Source organism: Micromonospora globispora (assembly GCF_003857015.1).
In the GTDB taxonomy this organism is placed as follows: Bacteria; Actinomycetota; Actinomycetes; order Mycobacteriales; family Micromonosporaceae; genus Micromonospora; species Micromonospora globispora.
This window is the reverse complement of sequence record NZ_QGGF01000445.1, coordinates 1-23637: the sequence shown is the minus strand read 5'-3', so window position 1 is coordinate 23637 and position 23637 is coordinate 1. Positions and strand designations below refer to the sequence as shown.

General features: G+C 71.8%; 17 protein-coding genes. 9 read left to right on the top strand and 8 right to left on the bottom strand.

Annotation, left to right across the window (positions count from 1 at the left end; all coding sequences use genetic code 11):
* Nucleotides 1–9: 9 nt before the first annotated feature.
* On the bottom strand, nt 10–1083 hold the full coding sequence (locus DKL51_RS23905) for an MBL fold metallo-hydrolase (protein ID WP_369008643.1): 1074 nt from the start codon (nt 1081–1083) through the stop codon (nt 10–12).
* A 167-nt stretch (nt 1084–1250) separates the two neighbouring features.
* Nucleotides 1251–1643, bottom strand: a complete 393-nt coding sequence (locus DKL51_RS23900) for a helix-turn-helix domain-containing protein (protein WP_438819672.1) — start codon at nt 1641–1643, stop codon at nt 1251–1253.
* 321 nt (nt 1644–1964) lie between these two features.
* On the opposite strand from DKL51_RS23900, the gene DKL51_RS23895 reads away from it, so the two are divergent.
* From DKL51_RS23895 to sthA, 3 genes are all read left to right on the top strand, one after another.
* Entirely contained in the window at nt 1965–2261 is a 297-nt protein-coding gene (locus DKL51_RS23895; RefSeq protein ID WP_124812525.1) for a DivIVA domain-containing protein, read from the top strand.
* On the top strand, nt 2258–2509 hold the full coding sequence (locus tag DKL51_RS23890) for a hypothetical protein (protein ID WP_124812524.1): 252 nt from the start codon (nt 2258–2260) through the stop codon (nt 2507–2509). The genes DKL51_RS23895 and DKL51_RS23890 overlap by 4 nt, the downstream gene beginning before the upstream one ends.
* Before the next feature lie 98 nt (nt 2510–2607).
* A complete protein-coding gene (gene sthA / locus DKL51_RS23885; protein ID WP_124812523.1) occupies nt 2608–4011 on the top strand; it encodes a Si-specific NAD(P)(+) transhydrogenase in 1404 nt (467 codons plus the stop codon).
* A 30-nt stretch (nt 4012–4041) separates the two neighbouring features.
* Here sthA and DKL51_RS23880 read toward each other — a convergent pair whose 3' ends face one another.
* A complete protein-coding gene (locus DKL51_RS23880; RefSeq protein WP_260428642.1) occupies nt 4042–5115 on the bottom strand; it encodes a L,D-transpeptidase in 1074 nt (357 codons plus the stop codon).
* 232 nt (nt 5116–5347) lie between these two features.
* Between DKL51_RS23880 and DKL51_RS36610 the strand changes: the two genes are divergently transcribed.
* Complete coding sequence (locus tag DKL51_RS36610; protein WP_260428641.1) at nt 5348–5482, top strand: hypothetical protein; 135 nt, start codon at nt 5348–5350, stop codon at nt 5480–5482.
* A gap of 203 nt (nt 5483–5685) precedes the next feature.
* On the opposite strand, the gene DKL51_RS23870 is transcribed toward DKL51_RS36610, so the two are convergent.
* Nucleotides 5686–6180, bottom strand: coding sequence for a hypothetical protein (locus DKL51_RS23870; RefSeq protein WP_124812520.1), 495 nt, complete (start codon nt 6178–6180; stop codon nt 5686–5688).
* Between the two features lie 120 nt (nt 6181–6300).
* On the opposite strand from DKL51_RS23870, the gene proA reads away from it, so the two are divergent.
* The 3 genes from proA to DKL51_RS23855 all read left to right on the top strand — a co-directional run bounded on the left by proA (nt 6301) and on the right by DKL51_RS23855 (nt 14732).
* Nucleotides 6301–12321: an anti-phage protein ProA gene (gene proA / locus DKL51_RS23865; RefSeq protein ID WP_124812519.1), complete on the top strand. Its 6021-nt coding sequence runs from the start codon at nt 6301–6303 to the stop codon at nt 12319–12321.
* A gap of 176 nt (nt 12322–12497) precedes the next feature.
* A complete protein-coding gene (sigJ, locus tag DKL51_RS23860) occupies nt 12498–13442 on the top strand; it encodes an RNA polymerase sigma factor SigJ (protein WP_124812518.1) in 945 nt (314 codons plus the stop codon).
* Nucleotides 13443–13535: 93 nt separating this feature from the next.
* The gene (locus DKL51_RS23855; protein ID WP_124812517.1) at nt 13536–14732 is read left to right on the top strand and encodes an NAD(P)/FAD-dependent oxidoreductase; all 1197 of its coding nucleotides are present in this window, start codon (nt 13536–13538) and stop codon (nt 14730–14732) included.
* A 108-nt stretch (nt 14733–14840) separates the two neighbouring features.
* Here the strand turns inward: DKL51_RS23855 and DKL51_RS23850 are convergent, their stop codons facing one another.
* A complete protein-coding gene (locus tag DKL51_RS23850; RefSeq protein WP_260428640.1) occupies nt 14841–16133 on the bottom strand; it encodes a multicopper oxidase family protein in 1293 nt (430 codons plus the stop codon).
* A gap of 94 nt (nt 16134–16227) precedes the next feature.
* Here DKL51_RS23850 and DKL51_RS36605 point away from each other — a divergent pair, with 94 nt between their 5' ends.
* Nucleotides 16228–16416 carry a hypothetical protein gene (locus DKL51_RS36605; RefSeq protein WP_260428639.1) on the top strand — a complete coding sequence of 63 codons (189 nt, stop codon included), beginning with the start codon at nt 16228–16230 and terminating at the stop codon, nt 16414–16416.
* A 34-nt stretch (nt 16417–16450) separates the two neighbouring features.
* Here the strand turns inward: DKL51_RS36605 and DKL51_RS23840 are convergent, their stop codons facing one another.
* Nucleotides 16451–18286: a DUF6311 domain-containing protein gene (locus DKL51_RS23840; RefSeq protein WP_124812516.1), complete on the bottom strand. Its 1836-nt coding sequence runs from the start codon at nt 18284–18286 to the stop codon at nt 16451–16453.
* Nucleotides 18244–19998 (bottom strand): DUF6311 domain-containing protein, encoded by a 1755-nt coding sequence (locus DKL51_RS23835; protein ID WP_243422487.1) that lies wholly within the window; start codon nt 19996–19998, stop codon nt 18244–18246. The genes DKL51_RS23840 and DKL51_RS23835 overlap by 43 nt, the downstream gene beginning before the upstream one ends.
* 293 nt (nt 19999–20291) lie before the next feature.
* Between DKL51_RS23835 and DKL51_RS23830 the strand changes: the two genes are divergently transcribed.
* Nucleotides 20292–21485 carry a hypothetical protein gene (locus DKL51_RS23830; protein ID WP_124812515.1) on the top strand — a complete coding sequence of 398 codons (1194 nt, stop codon included), beginning with the start codon at nt 20292–20294 and terminating at the stop codon, nt 21483–21485.
* 68 nt (nt 21486–21553) lie between these two features.
* Here the strand turns inward: DKL51_RS23830 and dxs are convergent, their stop codons facing one another.
* On the bottom strand, nt 21554–23500 hold the full coding sequence (gene dxs, locus DKL51_RS23825; RefSeq protein ID WP_124812514.1) for a 1-deoxy-D-xylulose-5-phosphate synthase: 1947 nt from the start codon (nt 23498–23500) through the stop codon (nt 21554–21556).
* Nucleotides 23501–23637: the final 137 nt, after the last annotated feature.

The following is a 23637-nucleotide window of genomic DNA, read 5'->3' as shown; positions in this document are numbered from 1 at the left end:
GAGACCAACTCACCAGACGCTTATCGTGCCGACCCGTGCGGTGTTGACACAGGACCTCCGCTGTTTATGGTCTGCGAGGTGTGTCGGCCACCGCTCAGCATGGCTATCGCCTGCCTGCGCGATGCACACGTCGGCTGACGGGAATGCCGATGGCAGCCGATAGGTGCCGTGGTGAGGTGCCAGAACGACCCTGTAGTGCGAATCCATGCCACGAAGGGCACTCCTCAAGACCTGTCGGCTCGCATCGCCAAAGACCGCGAGGGAGCTGTGCCGGTCGTGAAACACGAGCGAGATGTCGTTGTTGGCGGCAGCCAGTCGCTTCGAGGTCTCGATGAAGGCTCCACGAAATTCTGAGGGGATCAGCTCGCTGGACACTGCATCCAAACCGTGAACTCCGTTGGCCGGCTTTCCCGGCCTTTCGCGATGGCGGGAGCCTGTAGCTGACCGCACTCCTCTCGACTGTCGTTGCTGCTGGCCAAGATCCCAAGCTGCGGCGTCATCCGCCCAGCCGTCGTTTCTGCCCGTCTCGTAATGGCTAGTTGTGTCGTCACCCCCTGGAAAGGGCCGTTCGTAAGCCTCCTCAAGGTTCGCTCTGAGCATCGGAAATCCGGCCCGGTCGAGACGCTGCGCTAGTTCCTCTGCCTCCCGGACCGCTCGTTCAAGGCGTCTCCAGAGTCCGGGGGAAAGCTGCTCGGGAGGCCACATAACCTCCCACCGCCGCTGGCCGGCCTCAAACTCGTTGCCGCGGGCCAGGGGATGCCGGACCACTTTCGCCACACTCTCAAGGGCGGTGGCCAGTTCCAACGGACGCGTTCCCGAAAAGCGGCTCGTGACGAGCATCGCGAAAGTGGCGTCTGCGACCTTCGGCGCCCGGTCCGGCAAGCGAGGGTAATAGAGTTTCATCGTCGGTCTCGCCAGGAATCGGAGGTTCTCCGCCAACAGACGTAGCCCCTCCCAGTGGTCAGCATCAAAATGCGTCACGACCAAGGTGTCCAACCGTCGCAGGCCATCCTCGTCAAGAACTCGGACGAGACGGTCTGTGGCACGAGATGGACGACCCCGCCAGGTCCCACAGTCGACCACCGCCGTAGGGCACGTACAGTCATGACCAGTGCATTCACAGCGAAGCACCGTGCAGGCGCCGTCTCCGACATCGACAACAGTTACACGGGGCACAGCTCAGAGTACGGCCGGCATCATTCTCCGGACAACTGGTGGATCCACCGGGAGCGGCGCGAAGCGGCTCGTCGTCAACGCCCCACTCCCACCCGGCCCGCCGGCTCTACAAGGGCACCCGGTCGCGGTTCACGGCGGCCGGTTTCACCCACCAGGCGGACGTACAGCTCGAACCAGCTCGGCACCGCGTCCCCGTACGCGTGCCACCAGACCTTGGACTTCGTCTCGGCGGCCAGCCCGCGCATCGCCTCGGTCATCTCCGGCGACACCCCGTACAGCTCGCACAATGCCTTGACGTCCAGCACCCGGACCGTGCCCAGGCCGCACTCGATCCGCCAGATCTTCTGCCGGCTGTATTCGAGCGCCTCGGCGGCGGCGTCGAGCGTCACGCCCGCCTCGGTGCGGAACTGTCGCAGCAGCCGGCCAAGCTGTCGGCGCGGCACGATCGAACCGATGTCCTCTGCCATCCGGGCACTACCTGGTTCCATTCCGCAACACCGCGTGACACGCCCCTGGAACATCTGTGGGTTTCAGGAAAATAAGTCAAGGTCTGTCCCAGAAAATCCGCTGTCAAACGTTGCCTGTCCACTTCGCACTGTCACAGGATGACTACCGGCGCGGCGGCCGGGCGATCTCCCCGACCGGCCGCCGCGCTCCTCGATCGGCAATCCGTTGAGCAGCCCTGGTGCCGTACCGCTGAATGAAGCTGCGGTGTCAGGGCGGGGTGGGTCGGCCAGTGCGGGACGGGCAGGCGGACCCACCCCTTCCACGACCAGGAGGGCAGGCTGTTGAGCGTCCGCGACGAACGACCGGGGCAGGGGAGCGGGGCGACCGCCTACCGCTCCTCCGCGTACACCTCACTGCTGCCGTGGCAGGTGCGCGAGCGCCGCTTCAAGCCCGCCGGGCTCGGACGCCGCGGCCTGGAGCCCACCGACGTGTACGCCTTCCTCGACCGGGTCGCCGGCGACATGGCTGCCGTCTACACCGCGCTCGCGGAGAGCCGCCGGGAGACCGCGAGGATCAAGGACGCGCTGCGCCGCTGGCAGTCCGAGCAGGCTCGCGTGGCGGACGGCGAGCGCCGGTGACCGAGCGCTGGGTCATCCACCTGCCGGTTACCGCCGCCGACCTGCCCGCCGCGCAGCGCCTGGCCCGGGTGGTGGCCCGCTGGACCGGAATGCTGCCGCAGGCCGACCCGGGGGAGACCACCGTGTCGGCCGAGGACGACCAGAACGTACGCCATCGGGTCTTCTGTGACCTGCTGCTGCCCGGCGGCCGGCGCTGCCTGCTCCGCGCCGACCACGACGGCGACTGCTCCCGCCGGCTGCGCGGTTGACCGTCTGGCGCCATCGACGAGTGCTGGCTCGCGTGGAGGTCTCGTCCCCTGGGCACTACACCTGGCGCGGGCCGCAACATCTTGCGACGCTAACGGGTGTGTATGACTACGACCTGTTGGTGCTGGGCTCCGGACCCAGCGGTCAGAAGGCCGCGATCGCCGCGGCCAAGCTCGGCAAGCGGGTCGGCATCGTGGACCGGCGCGACATGATCGGTGGGGTGTGCATCAACACCGGCACCGTTCCCTCCAAGACGCTGCGCGAGGCCGTGCTGTACCTGACCGGCCTGAGCCAGCGGGACCTGTATGGCAGCAGCTACCGGGTCAAGGAGGAGATCACGGTCAGCGACCTGGCCGCCCGGACCCAGCATGTGATCAGCCGGCAGACGGACGTCATCCGCAATCAGCTGGCCCGTAACCGGGTCGCGATGATCACCGGCACCGGACGGTTCGCGGACGCGCACGCGGTCTGGGTCGACGGCGGCTCCGGGCGCGAATCCAAGGTCACCTTCGACAAGATCATCATTGCCGCGGGCACGCGCCCGGCCCGCCCGGACAGCGTCGAGTTCGACGACCGGACGATCGTGGACTCGGACGGCGTCATCAACCTCCAGGCCGTGCCCCGCAGCATGGTCGTGGTCGGCGCCGGCGTGATCGGCATGGAGTACGCGTCCATGTTCGCCGCGCTCGGCACCAAGGTGACCGTGGTAGAACGCCGCGACCGGATGCTCGAATTCTGCGACGAAGAGGTCGTCGAGTCGCTCAAGTACCACCTGCGCGACCTGTCCGTGACGTTCCGCTTCGGCGAGGAGGTCGCCGCGGTGGAGAAGCACCAGACCGCAGCGCTGTGCATCCTCAAGAGCGGCAAGAAGATCGTCGCGGACACGGTCATGTACTCGGCCGGCCGCCAGGGCCAGACCGATGACCTAGCGCTGGAAGCGGCCGGGCTGGAGGCGGACGAGCGCGGCCGGATCGCGGTCGATGCGACCTACCGCACCGCGGTGGACAACATCTACGCGGTCGGTGACGTGATCGGCTTCCCCGCGTTGGCGTCCACGTCGATGGAACAGGGCCGGCTGGCCGCGCAGCACGCCTGCGGCGAGCCGGTCCGCGAGATGCACGAGTTGCAGCCGATCGGCATCTACACGATTCCGGAGATCAGCTTCGTCGGGAAGACCGAGGAGGAGCTGACCGACAGCTCGACGCCGTTCGAGGTGGGCATCGCGCGCTACCGCGAGCTGGCCCGCGGCCAGATCGTGGGGGACTCGTACGGCATGTTGAAGCTGCTCGTCTCGCCGGACGACGGCCGGCTGCTCGGCGTACACGTGTTCGGGACCGGCGCCACCGAGATCGTCCATATCGGACAGGCGGTGATGGGCTGCGGCGCTACGGTCGACTACCTGGTCGACACGGTGTTCAACTATCCGACGCTGGCTGAGGCGTACAAGGTGGCTGCCCTGGACGCGTCCAACAAGATCCGCAACATCGCTCGGATCGACGGTTGATCGACCCCGACGGCTCGCCGGCGCCTGTGGTCACCACTTGTCCCACGGTACGGTCCAGTCGCCCACCCCGTCGGTGAGCGCCATCGGTCGAGGAGTGTTGCGTACATCGACCACGTCACCGAGCCGGAAAGTGTTGTAGAACCATTGGGCATCGGCCGGTCCGACATTGATGCAGCCGTGCGAGGTGTTGTCGCTGCCCTGCACATCGATGTTCCAGTCAGCCAGGTGGACGAACTCGCCGGAGTACGAGATCCGCAGGCAGAGCTTGATGATCTCGTCGTAGTAGTTGGGGTCCTTGGGATCGACGATCCCGTAGCTGGCCGAGGTCATCCGGTGCGAGGGCTCCCGGGTCATCACCACGTGCGGGCCGGAGGCCGTCCAGTAGCTGATCACCTCCCCGTTCGCGCCCACGGCGGTGCCGCCCTTGCCCATGCTGATCGGGATGTCCCGCACCATCTTGCCGTCGAGGTAGACCTTCATCCGGTGGGTGCTGGCGTCGGCGATGGCGATCCGCGACGGGCCGATGGTGAAGTTCGTGCTGGCGTTGACGCCGCCGTAGACGCCGTTGCCGAGACTCTGGCCGAAGAGGTTGATCTTCACCGAGATCTTCGTGCCCGGGGTCCAGTACTTCGCCGGCCGCCAGTGCGCGTTATGCCCGTCGATCCAGCGCCACCGTCCCTCGACGGCCGGCGTGGTCTCCACCTGCATCGCCTTCTCGGCCTCGGCGCGGTTCTTGACCGGCCGGCTGAAGTTCACCATGACCGGCTGACCCACCCCGTACGTGCCGCCGGTCCGCAGGGCGGTCAGCGCGCTGGCCTGGAACGTGACGGAAGCGACCCCGGACGGCTTGACCGTGCTGAAGCTGCTTGTGTGGTGGGTCAGCGTGCCGGCGGAGTCGGCCACCGACACGGTGACGGTGTAGGTCTTGCCATAGGCCAGCTTGCCGGTCGAACGCCACGCCTGATCGTCACCGCTCACCTCGCCGGCGACGGTCTTGCCCCCCGTGACCACCGAGACGTCCTTGAGCGTGCCGCCCTCCACCGCCACGACGACCCGCTCGAGCGGCGACACCTTCGTGGCATCGGCAGCCGGCGTAACGGTCACTCGCACCTCGCCCGCGGGCGCACTCGCCCCAGCCAGACCGGGCTGCGACCACGCGGCGTCGGACCCGGACCCACGGCTGCAACCTGCCGTCACCAGGCCGGCCGTGACACCCACACCGGTGGCGATCAACTTTCGACGACTGATCATCGCGTTCCTCTCCGCCCGGGAGAGTACTTGCCAGCAACGCGCCAGGGGAGCCCGGTGGTCGGACCGATCCGTCCGGGGTCACAGCGTGGCCGCCATCCACCACGCGCTCGCGGAGAGCCGCCGCGAGAGCGCGCGGATCGAGCTCGCGCTGCACCTGGCAGTCCCCACAGGCCAGGCCCTGGGCTACTCCACGCATGCCTTCGGGTCGTCGTCAACCTGAGCGCCTCCGACCTCGCCGGCCGGCGGGCCACCGAGGCCCTGCAGAAGCCGGGCCGGAGCAACCCGGACGGCAGTGTGCGGACCGTGTCCGGCGGCCTTCCGAGCCTGAACAAGCGCCGCCGGCGAGCACGAGCGACGGAGACGCCGGCCGGGCATGGCTAGCGGAGCGGTCCTCGGACGCGATGCCGGCGTCTCCGTCGCTCCTCAGGCAGTCACCGAGCCGAGGCCGAGGCCGTCGAGCAGGTTGATGAGTTCGTCGTCGCGGGTCACCTCGTAGCCACGCTCGCGCAGCTCCGCGACCAGTTCCGCCTCGCCGTCGAGCGGAACCTCGAGGTACTCACCGTCGTGAACCGTGAGCACGACTTTGCCGTACCGGTCCTGCAGGTCCTGCGGCAGCACGTCGAGCGCCCGCGCCGTGACCATCCTGGGCCAGCTCATCTCCACGACCGCACCCACCTCGGTGATGTCGAAGGGCTCGTCGTCAGGGTAGTCGTCCTCTTCGTAGCACTCGGGGCCGGCCGGGTTCGACAGGTGGGTCATCTGAGCCTGCCGGGCCTCGCCCCAGGTACGGGCGGCGGCGAGCGCCCTGATCTCCGCGGCCTCCCCGGCGGCGGTGTCGGCGTCGACGAAGGCGAGGCAGTCGTGATTGGTGGCGTGGCCGTAGACCAGGCGCAGGCTGTCCGGGTGGTGCGTCGTCATGGCGCACATCCTGCCCGAGGGGTACGACTCCCAAGATCGGCATACGGGCCGGGGGAGCCTCCACCGGTCGGACGACCGCTAGGCTGACGAGTCCTGGCCTTGCCACCTGGAGAAATGCCCATGTCCGACAGCGTCTTCGCGCAGTTCACCGCCGACGACGACCAGCTTGCCGTCGCGTTGCTCGTGCAGCCGGCGATCAACGCCGCCCTGGTGCACAACCGCGTGCCGCTGGTCCGCCACCTCACGCTGGTCAACCGCGGCACGGAGCCGCTGGCGGACGTGACGCTGGCGCTGGAGCTGCTCGGCCCCGACGGCGCCCTCACCGAGCCGTGGACGCGTACGCTCACCGCGCCGCTGCGGCCGGGCGCGAGCACCGGCTGGGACGACTTCCGCGACGTCACGCCCGACCGGGCGCTGCTGTACCGCACCGACGAGGCGTTTCCGGTCGACTACCGCCTCACCGTCCAGGCAGATGACAAGGCGTTGACGCTGGTCGCCCCGTCCAGAGTGCTGGCGCACAACGAGTGGTTCAACAGCCCGGCCCTCTACGACAGCCTGGCGGCCTTCGTGCAGCCGAACACCCGGGCGGTCGAGGCGGTGCTGCGGTCGGCAGCGCAGATCCTGCTCGCGCGTACCGGCTCCGGCTCGCTGCAGGGCTACCAGGACGGCTCGGAGCGGGCGGCGCTGATTGCCGGCGCCGTGTACGAGGCGCTGCGCCAGCTCGAGATCACCTACCAGATGCTGCCGGCGTCGTTCGAGAACAGCGGCCAGAAGGTGCGGACGACGGCCGCGGTGCTGGACGGGCGGCTCGGCAACTGCCTCGACCTCTCCGTCACCTACGCCGCGTGCCTGGAGGCGGCGGGGCTGCACCCGCTCATCTTCATCAGCGAGGGGCACGCCTTCGGCGGCTTCCTCCTCGAGGAGGAGCGGCTCGGCTCGGCGGCGGTGACCGAGACCAACCTGCTGATCTCGATGGTCGACTCGGGCCGGGCGGTGCCGGTCGAGCTGACCCGCATCGGGCCCGGCGCCCAGTCGGCGACCTTCACGGAGGCGGTACGGGTCGGACTCGGCCACTTCCGGGGCGAGGGCCACCGCCTGCAGGGTGTCGTCGACGTCCACGTCGCCCACCGGTCCGGGATCCGGCCGCTGCCGTCGGCCGACGAGCTGGTCGCGCCCGCCCCGGTCGACGCCGAGACCACGCCCGACGCCGGCGCGTCCCTCGACCTTCCGCCCGGTGTCGCCGCCGCCAAGCTGCGCCAGCTCGCCGACGAGGGCGACGAGGTGGCGCAGCCCTCCGACGGCTCGCCGGCCCGGATCCAGCAGTGGCGGAAGTCCCTGCTCGACCTGAGCCTGCGCAACCCGCTGCTCAACCTGCCCAAGCGCGGCCGGGGGCTGGACCTGCACGTGCCGGCCGGCGCCCTCGCCCTGCTCGACGACCTCATCCACGACGGCCGGCAGGTGCAGGTCATCCCGCAGGACGACATCAGCCACGTGCACGAGCTGGCCGGCGCACGCCGGGCGCAGGATCTCGACGCCGAGATCCTCACCCGGGAGCTGCGCACCGACCGGCGGGTCTACGGCGCCGTCACCGAGACCCGCTACAAAACCGTCATGCGAGCGCTGCAGCGCGAGGCACGCACGATGGAGCAGGAGACCGGCAGCAACTACCTCTACCTGACCATCGGCACCCTGGTGCACACCAAGACCACCGGGGGAGAGGCGTACGCGCCGCTGTTCCTCCTGCCGGTACGCATCGAGGGCGGCACCGGCCGCCGCCCGTACGCGATGGTCGTCGACGGCACCGAGGTGGCCAGTCCGAACTACTGCCTGATCGAGTGGCTACGGGTCAAGCACGGCGTGCGCATCCCCGAGCTGGAGCAGCCGGTCCTCGACGAGCACGGCATCGACATCGCGAAGACCCTGGCCGCGATCAACACCGGGCTGGTCGACAACCGGCTGAACTACCGCATCGACGAGACCGCCAGCCTGCGGCTGCTGCAGTTCTCCACCTTCCAGATGTGGCGGGACCTCGGCGACCACTGGCCCCGGTTCATGGAGAATCCCGTCGTCCGGCACCTGGTGGAATCCTCCGGCGCCACCTTCGACGACCCGGCCCGCCCCGACCACGATGCCGACGTCGCCGTCGACGAGGCCGAACTGCACCTGCCGATCCCCGCCGACGGTTCCCAGATGCAGGCGATCGTGATGGCCGAGCGCGGCCAGTCCTTCGTCCTCGAAGGCCCGCCCGGCACCGGCAAGTCGCAGACCATCACCAACATGATCGCCCGCGCGGTCGCCGCCGGCCGGTCGGTGCTGTTCGTCGCCGAGAAGCAGGCCGCGCTCGAAGTCGTGAAGCGGCGTCTCAAGCAGGTCGGCCTCGGAGCGTTCGCGCTGGATCTGCACGGGCGCAAGCAGTCCCTCAACGCGATCCGCCAGCAGCTCCGTGACGCCCTCGACCAGTACGACCTCGCCAGCGACGGCACCTGGACGGCCGTCGAGACGGCCTACCGCACCCGGCTCGCACCGCTGGTCGAGTACCCGGCGCAGGTCCACACCACCAACGTCGCCGGTATGTCGCTGTGGTCGGCCTACGAGCAGGTCCTCGCGTACGGGGACGGACCGGCGGCCCCGGTCCCGGTGAGCTACCTGCACGCGCCCGCCGAGGCACGCGCCCAGGTGGAGCGAACCCTGCGCGAGTTCCCGGCCGCCGCCCGCTCGGCGCGGTTGCGGCCCGAGCACCCCTGGGCGCTCAGCGGATGCCGCACCCTCGACGGGCTGCACGGCGCGGCGGTCACCGAGCTCGCCGCCGAACTCGAACGCCTCCGTGCCGACCTCGCCCCCCACCCGCACCTGCTCGGGCTGCTGCGGACCCTCCCTGCCCCGGAAACCGTCACCGAGTTGCAAGCCGGCGCCTGGCTCGCCGTACGCGGACTGCTGCCGGACCGGGAGACGACCCTGCGCGCCGGCGACCGGAGGTGGGACGAGGCGGTGGCCCGGCTCCAGGCCGACCTCGCCGCCTTCCACCAGGGCTTCGCCGGTGAGCTCGCCACCTTCCGGGCGGATGTGTACGCCCGCCCCGAGCTGACCGCGTGGCACACGGAGGCGGAGGAGGCGGCGAAGAAGCTCTTCGGCAAGCGCAAGCGCCGGCAGGCCGTCGTCGACAAGCTGGCCGTGTACCTGGTCGCCGGTGCAACGCTCGACGTCGAGCGGGTCGAGGTGACCACAGGCCGCCTGGTCGCCGCCCAAGCGCAGGCCGCCGCGCTGCACCAGCACGCGGCCGCGCTGGGCGGCCTGCACCTGCTGGGGTGGCAGCCCACGAACCCGGACGCGCAGCAGCGGCTCACGGAGGCGGTCGAGGCGACCCGGGCCGGCCGTACGCTCCTGGCCCGCCATCCGCAAGCCTGGGACCTGTTCCGGCGCGGCGTCACCGACGTCGACGCCGCCCTCCTGGACCGGGTCGCCTCCCGGTGGCGGGCCTGGCTCGGGGTGCTGCGTTCCGGAGAGCCGGAGCTGACCCTGTGGTCGGCCGGCATGCACTGGGTGGACGCCTGGCAGCGGGACGGCGCGACCTGGCTGCACGACCTGCGCACCGAGGAACTCTTCCCGCAGCGCCGCTGGGCCACCGTCCTCACCCACGCCGACGTGCTCGTTTCCGCCGGCCTCACTGACTACCGGGACCAGCTGCTGCGCGCCGAGGTGAACGGACAATTCGCCGAGGAGGTGTACCGGCGGGGAGTCGCCGCCGCGTCCCTCGGCGAGCGGCTACGGGCCGGTGGGTTGCAGTACTTCGACCCGGAACTGCACGACGACGAGATCGCCCAGTTCGAGACGGCCGCCGGTGAGCTGCGGTCGGCGCTGCCCGAGCGCCTGCCCTCGGTGCTGGTTCGCCGCCGCCCGTTCAGCCCGACCGACCGGCGGGGCCGCTTCGCCGACTTCGCGGCGGAACTGCGCCGCAAGCGCGGCGGCCGGTCCTTCCGGGAGCTGTTCGAGCAGTACCCCGACGCGGTGCTGGCGTTGACGCCGTGCGTACTGGTCAGCCCCGCCTCGGCGGCGAACTTCCTGGCCCCGGGAAGCCAGCGATTCGACCTGGTCATCTTCGACGAGGCGTCGCAGATCCGCGTCGCCGAGGCGATCGGAGCGATGGGGCGGGGCCGTGCCGTGGTGGTCGTCGGCGACTCCCGGCAGATGCCGCCGACCAGCATCATGCAGGCCAGCCACACCGCTGACGACGTCGATGAGGGCGACGGCCCGGTGCCGGAGGACCTGGAGAGCATCCTCAGCGAAGCCGTCGAGTCGGCACTGCCGCAACGGTGGCTGTCCTGGCACTACCGCAGCCACGACGAGTCGCTGATCGCCTTCTCCAACCGCTACTACTACGACAACAAGCTCTCCAGCCTCCCGTCGCCGGGCGCGAGCAGCTCCGCCGGCATCACCTGGCGGCGGGTCGACGGCCAGTACGACCGGGGCGGCTCACGCACCAACGAGGTCGAGGCGCGGGCGATCCTCGCGGACATCACCCGCCGCCTGCACGACCCGGCCACCGCGACCCAGTCGATCGGGGTGGTCACCTTCAACATCCAGCAGCGTGACCTCATCCTCAACCTGCTGGAGGACAGCACCGACCCGATCATCCGGGAACACCTGTCCGGTGCCGTCGCGGAGCCCATCTTCGTCAAGAACCTGGAGAACGTGCAGGGCGACGAGCGGGACGTGGTGCTGTTCTCGCTCGCGTTCTCCACCAACCCGGAGACCGGCCAGCTTCCGCTGAACTTCGGCCCGCTCAGCCAGGCCGGCGGTGAGCGGCGGCTCAACGTGGCGATCACCCGGGCCCGCCGGCAGGTGGTGCTGTTCTCGTCGTTCGACCCGTCGGACATCGACCTGTCCCGCACGTCGGCGGTGGGCACCCAGCACCTGCGTGCGTACTGCGAGATGGCCGCAGCCGGCGCGGACCGCCTGGGCGATCTGGCCACCGACCGGGCTGAGCGGCGCAGCCGCATCCGCGACGAGGTCGCCGCCGCGCTGCGTGCCCGCGGCCACGATGTCCGCACCTCGCACGGGCTGTCCGACTTCACCGTGGACCTGGCCGTACGCCGGGCGGGCTCGGTCCGCTGGCAGGTGGCCGTCATGCTCGATGGTCCAGACTGGAGCGCCCGCCCGACGGTGGCCGACCGGGACCTGGCGCCCGCCCTGCTCCGGACGATCATGGGCTGGCCGGAGGTCGTGCGGTTCTGGCTGCCGGCGTGGATCCACGACCGATCCGCGCTGCTCGACCGCGTCGACGACGCCGTCGCAAGGGCCGACGCTCCAGAGCCCCCCGGGCCAGCGGAGGCCGTCGCGACCCACGGTGAGGTGGAGCTGCCGTCGCCCCGCGCTGCCGAGGACGCCGAGCAGTCCCGCCCTGTGGAGGACGCGACGACGGCGCAGCCGCACCGCGTGGAGAACGTCGTGTTGTCGCCCCTGGTTGTCGAGGAGGCCGAGCCCGCCCCGGCAGCTCTGCCGGCACCCGTCACCGGCCTCGCCACCGCACCCGCGCCGGCTCCCGCTGTGGCCGCGCCGCCGGCGACGGCCGGCGCCATCGAGGTCAGCCCCTTCGTCCCGTACGCCCCGGCGCCGCTCGGCGACCAGAGCGACCTCGACCTGCTCGCCACCGACCAGCGGGTACGCGGGCTCGTCCGGGAGGCGCTGCGGGAGATCATCGCGGCCGAGGGGCCCGTCGAACAGCACCGGCTCGCCCGCCTGGCCCTCGCTCGGTTCGGTTTCCTCCGGACCCGGGAGGATCGACGCCTCGCCGTGCTCGCGCTCGTCGACGCCCGCCGACTGTACGACCACCCCGCCGTCGGGCGGTACGCCTGGCCGGAGGGGACGGACCCGCAGACGTACCGCGCGTACCGGGTCACCCAGGCGAGCAACGACCGGGCGTTCGAGGAGGTGCCGCCCGAGGAGGTGGCGAACGCCTTCGTGCATGTCCTGCAGGGCGTGCCGACCATGGACGAGGAGCGCATGCTGCGCGCGGGGCTGGAGCGCCTCGGCTACCGGCGGCGCACCGACAAGATCGACAAGCTGCTCCGGTACGGCTTGCACGTCGCCCTGACCAGCGGCCGCCTCCGGCTGGACCAAGAGGGACGCCTCACCTTGGGTTGACGTGACTACCGATGTGACCGTGCCAGAGCGGGAGCCGCCGCCAACCTTCGCCGCCCCAGCGGCGACCCTGAGCTGCGGGCGAGGGCAGGATCGCGAGGTCGGACAGCGCGTCGAACGGCGAAAGCGCCCCATCACGGCGGCGGCCCATACCGCACCGCGCGGCCTAGGATCAGGCCATGGCGATGACCGTGAACGACGTCGACCGGTTCGAGGCCGCCAGGTCGCGCCTGGAGGCCATCGCCTATCGCCTCCTCGGCTCCGCCGGGGAGGCCGAGGACGCCGTGCAGGAGACATTCCTGCGCTGGCATGCCGCCGACGTCGACCGCATCGCGGTCCCCGAGGCCTGGCTGACGAAGGTCCTGACCAACCTGTGCCTCAACCAGCTCGCCTCCGCGCGGGCGCGCCGCGAGACCTATGTGGGCCAATGGCTTCCCGAGCCGCTGCTCGCCGGGGACCCGATGCTCGGCCCGGCCGATACCGCTGAGCAGCGCGAATCGGTCTCGTACGCGGTCCTCACCCTCATGGAGCGCCTCTCGCCCAACGAGCGGGCGGTGTACGTGCTGCGGGAGGCCTTCGACTACTCGCACCGGGAGATCGCCGAGATCCTCGACATCACCGAGGTCGCCAGCCAGCAGATCTTCCACCGCGCCAAGAAGCACGTCGCGGACGGCAAGGCCCGCATCGAGATCGACGAGGCCGCTGCCCGGCGGATCGTCGAGGAGTTCCTGGCGGCCGCCACCAGCGGCAGGACCGAGCCGCTCGTGCGCCTGCTCACCGAGGACGCCGTCGCGATCGGGGACGGCGGCGGGAAGGTCCCGGCCCGCGCCAGGGCGTTCGAGGGTGCCGTCGCGGTCGCGAAGTTCCTGTGGGGCCTGTTCAAACCCAGCGCGGCCAAGCGCGCCATGGTCGGCGGCGCGCCGGGGGTCTACGCCTGGACCGCCAACGGCGATCCCGCCGTCGTGGCGGTCGTGGACGGCCGGGTCGTCGGCGTTATGTGCCTGGAGGTCAGCGCCCAGGGCATCGCCGCGTTCCGCAACCAGGTCAACCCCGACAAGCTCGAGCGCGCGACCGCGCTGTGGGCGGCCACCGCCCACGGGGAGCCCCTGTTCAACGCCTTCTGACGATCATGTGAGGTGCTTCACATCGCGTTCCTGTCAGGAATCGCGGGGTCGCCCGGTTCAAGTGGCGAACCCAAGCGAGACGGGAGCACGGAAATGCCGCACCGCATCATCGTCCTCGGAGCCGGATACGCCGGAGCCATCGCCGCCGGGCGCCTCGCCAAGCGGCTGCGCCCCGAGGACGTCGCCATCACCCTCGTCAACGCCGAGCCCGACTTCGTGGAGCGGGTCCGGATGCACCAGCTGGCGGTCGGCCAGGACCTCAAGCCCCGCCCCCTGGCCGAGATGTTCGCCGGTACCGGCGTGGAACTGAGGCTCGCGACGGTCACCGGCGTTGACGCCGACCGCAAGACCGTCGCCGTCGTCGACGCGAACGGTGCCCAAGAACTCACCTACGACACGCTCGTCTACGCCCTCGGCAGCGGCTGGAACGCCCAAGGCGTCCCCGGGACCGCCGGGCATGCCTACGAGATCGCCAGCCGCCCTGGAGCACTGCGGCTGCGCGAGCGGCTGGCGCGCCTCGACGCCGGGCAAACCGTGGTCGTCGTCGGCGGCGGCCTCACCGGCCTGGAGGCCGCGGCCGAGATCGCCGAGGCCCGCCCGGACCTCGACGTCGCCCTCGCCGCCCGCGGCGGCCTCGGCGACTGGCTCTCGCCCAAGGGCCGCGAGCACCTGCGAGAGGTCTTCGGCAAGCTCGGGATCACCGTGCACGAGCACGCCGCCGTCACCGGCGTCGAAGCCGACCGCGTCGCCACCGCCGAAGGTAAGGCCATCCCGGCCGCGGTCACCGTGTGGACCACTGGCTTCGCGGTCCACCCGATCGCGAAGGCGACCGCCCTGGAGGTCACCGGCACCGGCCAGATCGTGGTCGACGGGACCATGCGCTCGGTCTCGCACCCGGACGTGTACGCCATCGGCGACGCCGCCTTCGCGATGGGCCGGGGCGGCAGGCCGCTGCGGATGTCGTGCGCCTCGGGCACCCCGATGGCGTGGCAGGCCGCCGACGCGATCACGGCGCGCCTTACCGGCGGAAAGCTCCCGAACGCGCCGCTCCGCTACTTCAACCAGTGCATCTCCCTGGGCCGCAAGGAGGGCCTGATCCAGTACGTCACCGCGGACGACCGCGCCGTGCCGGCGGCCCTGACCGGACGGCTCGCCGCCGTCTACAAGGAACTGGTCTGCAAAGGCGCTGCCTGGAGCGTCGCCAACCCGACGCTCGGGCTGCCGGCCCGGCGCCGCCGCGTCACCCAGGAGCGGGCCGCCGCGGGCTCGGCCGTCAAGGCGCAGGCGTAGCGCACGAAGCGAAGCGGGTGCCCTCGATGCGAGGGCTCCCGCTTCGCTGCCGGTCCAGGCGGCGACGATCCCTCGGATGAGTGCCGCGGTTACGTGCACAACGGGGGCTCACGCGTACATCAGGTGCAGCGTCATCCCGGCGTCGGCGTGTGCCAGGTTGTGGCAGTGGTTGGCCCACATTCCGGGGTTGTCGGCCCGGAACGCCACCTCCCACACGTCGCCGGGGCGTACGTCGAAGGAGTCCAGCCACAATAGACTTCCGGACGCCGGTTTTCGGTTGCGGGACAGCACCAGGACATGATGGCCGTGCAGATGCCACGGGTGCACCACCAGTGACCGGTTCACGATCGTGAACTTGACGATGTCGCCGAGGCGTACGAGCTGAGGCGGGATGTCCGGGTCGGCCGCGCCGTTGACGGTGTGCGCGTATCGCGGAAGCAGCCCGTGCAGGTCGAGGCCGCGGTCGAGGACGAGGGTGAACTCCCTGTCGAACCGGGACCACGGCACCGCAGAACCGACGCCGTAGGTCAGCGGATCCAGCACCGGCCACGCGCCGGTCGCCACCGACACCGGTCCGGTCGAGTAGACCGCCCGTCCGTCGACGAACAGCGCCACCGGCGTGGCGGGCGCGGTGAACACCAGGTCGTAGCGTCCCCCGGCCGGAATCAGCACGGCGGTGTCGGCAAGCGAGGTAGGGCCCTGCAGATCGGATCCGTCGATTGCGGCGACCCGGAACGGGGTCCCGGCCAGGGCGTACCGGTGCGTGGTGCTGTCGGTGTTGACCAGCCGCAGCCGCACGGGTGCCCCAGCCTCGACCGGCTCCGCTCTCGGCGCGGGCAGCGGAAGGCCGGCCAGCGTGTGCACCGGCACCGTGACGTCGACGCCGGTGACCGGCGCCGGGCGCACCACCAGGACACCGTAGAGCCCCATCCGCACGCCGACGTCAGATACGGCATGCGTGTGGTACCAGTACGTCCCGGCCTGATCGGCGCGGAACCGATACACGAACTCCTGTCCGGGCAGCACCGCCGCCTGCGTCACGCCGGGCACCCCGTCCTGACTGTTCGGCACGTCGTACCCGTGCCAGTGCAGCGTGACACCCTTCGCGATGTTCCGGTTGCGCAGCGTCACCTCCAGGACGTCGCCGACGGTGGCGGTCAGCTCCGGCCCCGGAACCTGCCCGTTGAACGCCCACGCCCCGACGTCGCGGCCGCTCACGCCCACCGTGGCGGTCCCGGCCGTCAGGGTGAACCGCCGGGTCGGTTCGCCCGCGGTCCGCGCATCCCGATACCCATGATGATGTGGCACGCCGGGAGCAGCGCCCGGGGCGGCGGCCAGCCCGGGCACCTTCTGGTCGGCGCGGACCGGGCTGGCGTTCGACGCGCCGGGCGGCTTCTTCATCGGTCCCCGGAGCGCCGACGACCCGACCGCCCACTGGGGCGCGCCGGACCGCCCCACCTCACTGCTGCTGCGTCGGGCCGCCGAGACCGGCCAGGTGCCCCTCGTCACCGACGCCGACCGCCGCCAGGCCGTCGAGGACCTGCGCCACTGGCGGACGGCCGTGCTGGTGCAGGCCGCCTCGGCACCCGACGACCCGGTGCGGGCCACCGTGGACGCGCTCCTCGGCCCCGGCCGCGACGTGGACGGGGCGCACATCTGGGACGTCCGCCCGCTGGTCGGCTGAGCGCCCGCCCGCCGGGCCGGCGTCGGGCCGGTCCTCAGACCAGGCCGCGGACGTCCCAGAGCCAGACGTCGTCGACCCGCCGGGGCGGGCCGAGCAGGGCGGTCATCAGCTCCCGCAGGACGCCCTCCCGGGGGTTCGCCCCGAGCACCACCACCGAGGCCCGCCAGAAGCGCAGGTCCTCGACGGCCCGGCGGCGGTCCTCCTCGGTGATCGGCGGCAGCTTGCCCGCGTCCATGGTGGAGTAGATCAGGGTGCTGGTGGGCCGGTTCGGCGCACCGAACATGCCCTGCTCGCCCGGCCCAGGGCCGATGAAGTAACCGCCGGGGATGGGGAACTCCTGCCCGGTCAGCGCGCTCCACCGCAGCGTCGGCAGGCCGTGCACGTTGCTCGGGATGGGCACCGGCACCAGCGTCCGGCCCGCCGGGACGTACGGGCGCCACTCGCCCGCGGTGATGAAATGCGGCGGCGGGTCGACGTGCTGGGCGGGCAGCGGCACCGCCGGCACGGTACGGATCGGCGTCGGGGCGAGCGGGAGCAGCGCGGCGACCACCGCACCGGTCCAGAGCAGCCGGGGCGCCCGCCGGACGGGGCGACCGTGCACCCGGTCCAGGGCGAGCGCCAGCAGCACCGCCAGCACCGGTACGCAGACCAGCGCGAACCGGGCCGGCACCACCAGGTCGAGCAGCGGCACCCCGGTGAGCAGCCGGTACGGCCCGGGCAGCCCGGTTTCGTGACGGTTCACCCGGATCGTGGGGCCGAGGGAGAGCAGGGCGAAGAGCAGGCCGCAGCCGGCCAGCGCGCGGACCAGGGGCCGCCGCCACAGCCGCACCACGACCAGCACGGCGAGCAGCGGCACCGCCGGCCCGAAGAAGGAGTTCTCCTCGGTCGGGTTCGGCGACAGCAGCCCCGGCAGGCGAGCGTTCCCGGTCACCGTCTGCCGGGCGGCGGTGGTGAACGACGCCGCGTCGAGCCGGAAACCCTGCGCGAAGAAGGGCATTCCCCGGTAGTGGCCGGGGCCGGCGAACTGGAACCAGAGCGGGTACGCCAGCAGCACCCCCGCCACCAGCGCGCCGACGCCCAGCCGGCCGAGCACGGCAGGAGCCAGCCGCCGTGCGCTCGCCCGGTCGACCAGCGCGTACGCCGCGGCGAACACCCCGGCGGCGAGGGCGAGGAAGACCAGCACCTCCTCGCCGAGGAAGACCTGGTACGCGACGGCCAGCCCGAGCAGCACGCCGTGCCGCCGGACCCGGTCGGTGTCGGGCCGGAACACCAGCCCGAGGATCACCGGCACCAGGAACTGGGCGGCCATGTGCAGGTGTGCCCCGGCCTGCGACACCATGCCCGGGGCGAAGCCGCAGAAGAGCCCGCCGACCGCCGCGGCCCCCCGGGAGCGGACCAGCCGGCGGGCCAGCAGGGCGTACCAGGCGGTGGCGGTGCCGGCCAGGCAGCAGACCACCGCCACCAGGAAGGCCGCCTGGGAGCCGAACAGCAGGGTCACCGGGGTCAGCGGCACGCCGAGCCCGAGCACCGACGTGTTCGCCATCAGGTTCACCCCGTCGGGGGCGTTCAGCGCCGTGCTGTACAGCGGGTTCTCCGCCCCGGTCACCGCCCGGGCGGCCCGGGCCAGCATCCACTCGAAGAGGATCTGGTCACCGGCCTGGTGGAACAGCCGCTCCGGGCGTCGCCACTGCCCGACGGTGAGCAGCGCGGCCAGGGCGAGGTAGCCGGCGACCACCAGCAGGTCGAATCGGCGCAGCCGCCACCGACGCGGCGCGCGCTGCCGCGGCGGCTCGGCGGTCGGCGCGGCCGGCTCGGCCGGGGCGGTGGTCAGGCCGACCGGGCGGTCAGTGTCCGGACGTCCCACACCCACACGTCCAGCTCCTGCCGGCCGGGACCGACCAGCTGCTCGACGGTACGCCGCAGCGGCTCGGCGTTCTGTTCGTTCATCGGCAGCACCACGATCGCCGCCCGCCAGTGCCGCAGCTCGTCCAGGCAGCGACGCCGCTGCCGGTCGTTCAGCTTCGGCGTGCGACCGGTGCTGGCCACCTCCGCCAGCAGGTCCCCGAATCCGCTGGGCCGGCCGCCGAAGCGCCCCGGGTCGCCGGTGACGCCGTTGCGCGGCGCGAGGAAGTAGCCGCCGGGAATTTTGAAGTCCAGGTTGGTGCTGGCGGCCCAGCGCATCGCGTACGTGTTGCCCATGCTCGGTACCGGCACCGACACCAGCGTCTGGTCGGGGCCGACGTACCGGCGCCAGCGGTCGGCGGTGATGAACTGCGGCACCGCGGGACGGCTGGTGATCGTCAGCGGCATCGGCGCGATCGGCAGCAGCGCGAGGACCAGCCCGGCGACGGTCAGCGCCCGAACCGTCCGCCGCTCGGCCGAGCGCAGCGACCAGGCCCGCTCGACCGCCAACGCCAGCAATATCCCGATCACCACCGTGGTGATCAGGCCGAACCGGGTGGGCACCACCGCGTCCAGCAGCGGCAGCTTGACCAGCAGGTCCCACGGGCCGGTGGTGAGGTCCCGGTCCCACCAGGACACCCGCTCGCCGAGGGAGAGCACCGCGAAGACCACCCCGGTCACCGCGAGCGCCCGGACCAGCACCTCCCGCCGCAGCCAGAGCACGATGCCCACGGCCAGCAGCGACAGGCTCCAGCCGAAGAAGGCGTTCTCCTCGGAGTAGTTGGGGGCGAGGTTGACGTTGGCCCCCTCGTTCCCGCCCAGCGTGGCGGAGCCGGGGGCGAAGAAGGCGGCGATGTCGTTGCCGTAGTCGCGGACCGCGTCGCTGAGTCCGTGGTACGCCATCGGCCCGGCGAACTGGATGAACAGCGGGTACGCCAGCAGGGCCCCGGCCAGCAGCGCGCAGGTCGCCAGCCCGGTGGCCAGCGGGCGCCACGCCGCCGACCAGAGCTGCCGGCGCTGGGCGAGGACGGCGAGCAGGAAGACCCCGCAGGCCAGCGCGGTGAAGAGCAGGATCTCCTCGTTGATGAACGCCTGCGCGGTGACCAGCAGGGCGAGCAGCACACCGTCGCGTACCGGTCGGGTGGAGCGGGTCAGCACCAGCACCCGCCAGACGATGAACGGCAGCAGGAACTGGGAGATGATGTTGGGGTGCCAGCTGGCGTGCGACAGCATGCCCGGCGAGAACCCGCAGAACCAGGCGCCGACGGCCGCCGCCAGCCGGACGCGGACGACGTGCCGGGAGAGCACGTGGTACCAGGCAGCGGCGGTGCCGGCGAGGCCGAGCGTCACCAGCACGACGAACGAGACGGCCGGGCCGAACAGGAGGGTGACCGGCACCATCGGGATGCCGAGCGCCAGGATGGCGGTGTTCGCCATCAGGTTGACCCCGTCGGGGTAGTTGAACTGGTCGGTGTAGAACGGGAACTCCCCGTGCAGCACCACCCGGACGGAGTGGGCGAGGAAGAACTGCACCTGCGCGGGGTCGCTGGTGTAGAGCGGAGCGACCCGCCCGGCCGGGTCCACCCAGATCCGGCTGGTCACCCAGAGCGCGGCGAGCAGGAAGACCCCGTACGCCCCGAGGTCCTGCCGGCGGGGCGTCGAGCGCCACCAGCGCGCCACGGCGACCAGTCGTCCGCCGACCGGCGCCCCGCGCCGGTCCGGTTCGGTGCCCGGGCGGTCGTCGGAGGTGACGGCCGCGGAGCCGGTCGGGGCGTCGGCATCCGGTGCGGACTCGACGCGGGACTCGGCAGGGGTCACAGTCGGCGGAGTCTACCGGAGCCGGAAAATGCCACGAAACGCATGCCACCGTCCTTTGTGGGCCATCCTGCGGGGCGGTGGGCGCGGTCCGCCGACCGGACATCTCGTACCATGTGGCTTCGAAAATACGACCGGCGACGCGATCGGGGGTACAGGTGGCTTCAGTCCGCCGGCGCGGCACGACGGCCACCGCACTGCTGACCCTGCTGCTGGCCACGGCCGCCTGCGGGCCGGTCGCCGACCCCCAGGCTGCGGATCTGCGGGTCGGCTACGACAGCCTGGACGGGTCGTTGCCGGTCTGGCCGGCGCGGGGCGACCTGGCCGGTGACGCCGCCGCCACCACGGCGGTCACCAGGGCGGTACGCGACTGGCGCACCCCGGTCGACGACCGGGCCCACCTGCCCTCGTCCGGGATCCTGTGGTCGGGCCGGGTGGACGGCACCCCGCTGGCCGTGGTCGCCGCAGACGTGCCCGGCGAGCGCGCCTCCTGGCTGCTGCAGCTCACCAGGGACGGCGACCGGTACATGGTCGACCGCGCCGCCGAGTACACCGACCCCGGCTACCTGGTCTACGCCGACGTGCTGCCGGTCCAGCTCGGCGAGCGCCGGCGCTACCTCACCTCCGCCCGGGTGGAGCGGCTGCTCGGGCCGGACGGCCGGGCGCTGGCCAGTACCGACGGCCTCTCCGCGCCGGTGGCCGTGCCGCCCTGCCGGGTGGTGGAGCTGACCGCGACCCTGCGGCCCACCCGGTCGCTGCCGCGCGGCCGGCCCGCGGACCGCGTGCTCGACCTGGGTACGGCCACCGCCGACCCCCGGTACCCGCTGGTCCGTGACGAGACCGGCTCCGGCCGGCGCGCCCTGAGCGGGCTGGACACCTGCGTGCTGGCCGGCGCGCAGGGGCCGTTCGGCAGCATCCCGCGCCGGATCGGCGACCACGGCGCGCTCCGCTTCGCCCCGGAGTCGTGGCCGATGGCGAACGTCGCCGTCCGGTCCCTCGGCGAGGTCGCCCTCGACGGCGGGGAGCCGGCCGAGTTGGAGCAGCTGAGCTGGGAGAGCGCCACCGGCACGATGACCGCCGTGATCTACCGCCCGGCCGACGGCGGCGCCCCGATCTTCTCCCCCGCCGACCGCTCCACCACCCTGCAGGCGTACCAGCTGCCGGTGCCCGGGCAGCCGCTGGCGGTGCTGAGCTGGCGGGCCAGTCGGGACGCGTCGCTCGCGGTGCCGCCGGGCACCACCCGACTGGTCGACCGGCCGGGGCTGGTGGTGGTGCCCGAGCCGGCGAGGACGCAGACGTTCAGCCTCGCCGGCACCGAGAAGACCTGGTACCGCTCCCTCGGCGGCCGCTGACCGACGGGGCCGAATCCTGACCGACGACGAAGGGCGGCCCGCTCGGGGCCGCCCTTCGTCGTGGAGCGTCAGTTCTTGGCGCCGGCCTGGTCGGGCTGGACCTCGTCGACCGGCTGGGCGTCCAGGCGGGAGATCCAGCCGGTGACGTCCCGGGCCACGTCCTGCGCGGTCAGGCCGAGATCGGCGAGGATCTGCGCGCGGGTGCCGTGCGGGTGCCAGTCGGCCGGTACGCCCACGTCGCGCAGCGGCACCTGGACGTCGGCGTCCCGCATCGCCTGGGCGAGGGCGTCGCCGACGCCGCCGACCCGGACGCCGTCCTCGACGGTGACCACGAGCCGGTGCGCGGCGGCCAGCTCGACCAGCTCCGCCGGGACCGGGCGGACCCAGCGGGGGTCGACCACGGTCACGCCGTAGCCCTGCTCGGCGACCCGGGCGGCGACCTCCATGCCCAGCTGGGCGAAGGAGCCGACCGCGACCAGCAGCACGTCGGTCCGCGCCGACTCGGCCAGCACGTCGACCGTGCCGACCCGGCGGACGGCCGGCAGGTCCGCGGCGACCGTGCCGGTCGGGAAGCGGACGATGGTCGGGCCGTCGTCCACGGCGACCGCCTCGCGCAGCTCCTCGCGGAGGCTGCCGGCGTCCCGGGGCGCGGCGATCCGCAGGCCGGGCACCACGCCGAAGACGGACATGTCCCAGATGCCGTAGTGACTCGGCCCGTCCGGGCCGGTGATGCCGGCCCGGTCCAGCACGAAGGTCACCGGCAGCTTGTGCATCGCCACGTCCAGCAGGACCTGGTCGAACGCCCGGTTGAGGAAGGTCGCGTAGACCGCCACCACCGGGTGCAGGCCGCCGAGCGCGAGGCCGGCCGCCGACGTGGCCGCGTGCTGCTCGGCGATACCGACGTCGTAGACCCGCTCCGGGTACTTCCGGGCCAGGGTGGCGATGCCGGTCGGCTCGGCCATGGCGGCGGTGATGCCCACCACGTCGGGCCGTTCGTCGGCGATCGCGACCAGCTCGTCGGCGAAGACGTTGGTCCACTTCACCGACGGGACGGCGAGCAGCTTGCCGGTCTCGGCGTCGAACGCGCCCGGGCCGTGCAACCGGTCCGCCTCGTCCTCCTCGGCCGGGCGGTAGCCGTAGCCCTTGCGGGTCACCGCGTGCACGATCACCGGGCCGCCGAAGTTCTTCGCCGCGCGCAGCGCCGACTCGACCGCCGACACGTCGTGGCCGTCGACGGGGCCGACGTACTTGATGCCGAGGTCCTCGAACATCGCCTGCGGGGCGACCGCGTCCTTTATGCCCTTCTTGACCGCGTGCAGTACCTCGTACATCGGCTTGCCGACGAACGGCGTGTTGCCGAGAGCGTCCTTGACGGTGTCGAGCACCTTCTCGTAGCCGGGGTTGAGCCGCAGCGAGGAGAGGTGGTCGGCGAGGCCGCCGATGGTCGGGGAGTACGACCGGCCGTTGTCGTTGACCACGATCACCAGCGGGTTGCCGGCGGTAGCGATGTTGTTCAGCGCCTCCCAGCACATGCCGCCGGTGAGCGCCCCGTCGCCGACCACGGCCACCACGCTGCGCTGCTCGCCGCGCAGCGCGTACGCCTTGGCCAGGCCGTCGGCGTACGACAGGGCGGTGGAGGCGTGCGAGTTCTCGATGATGTCGTGCTCGCTCTCCGCCTGGTTCGGGTAGCCGGAGATGCCACCGCGCTGGCGGAGCTTGTCGAAACCGTCCTGCCGGCCGGTGACGATCTTGTGTACGTAGGCCTGGTGGCCGGTGTCGAACAGGAGCCGGTCCCGCGGGGAGTCGAAGACCCGGTGCATGGCCAGGGTCAGCTCGACCACACCCAGGTTGGGGCCGACGTGCCCGCCGGTGCGGGACACCTTGGCGATCAGGAAGTCACGGATCTCGGCGGCGAGGATGTCCAGCTGCTCGGCCGTCATCCGCTTCACGTCCTGCGGGCCACGGACGGTGCTCAGCAGCCGACCGTGGTTGGCCGTGCCCTCTTCAACACTCATGACGGAAGAGTCTATCGGCCGCCCCACAACCCGCAGCTCGGCCGTGGATCAATCGAGGTGGCGGCCCTGGTCACACCTCGATCAGCAGGCGGCGCGGGGGCGTCGGCGGGGTGGCCGCCCGGGCCGCCTGCTGATCG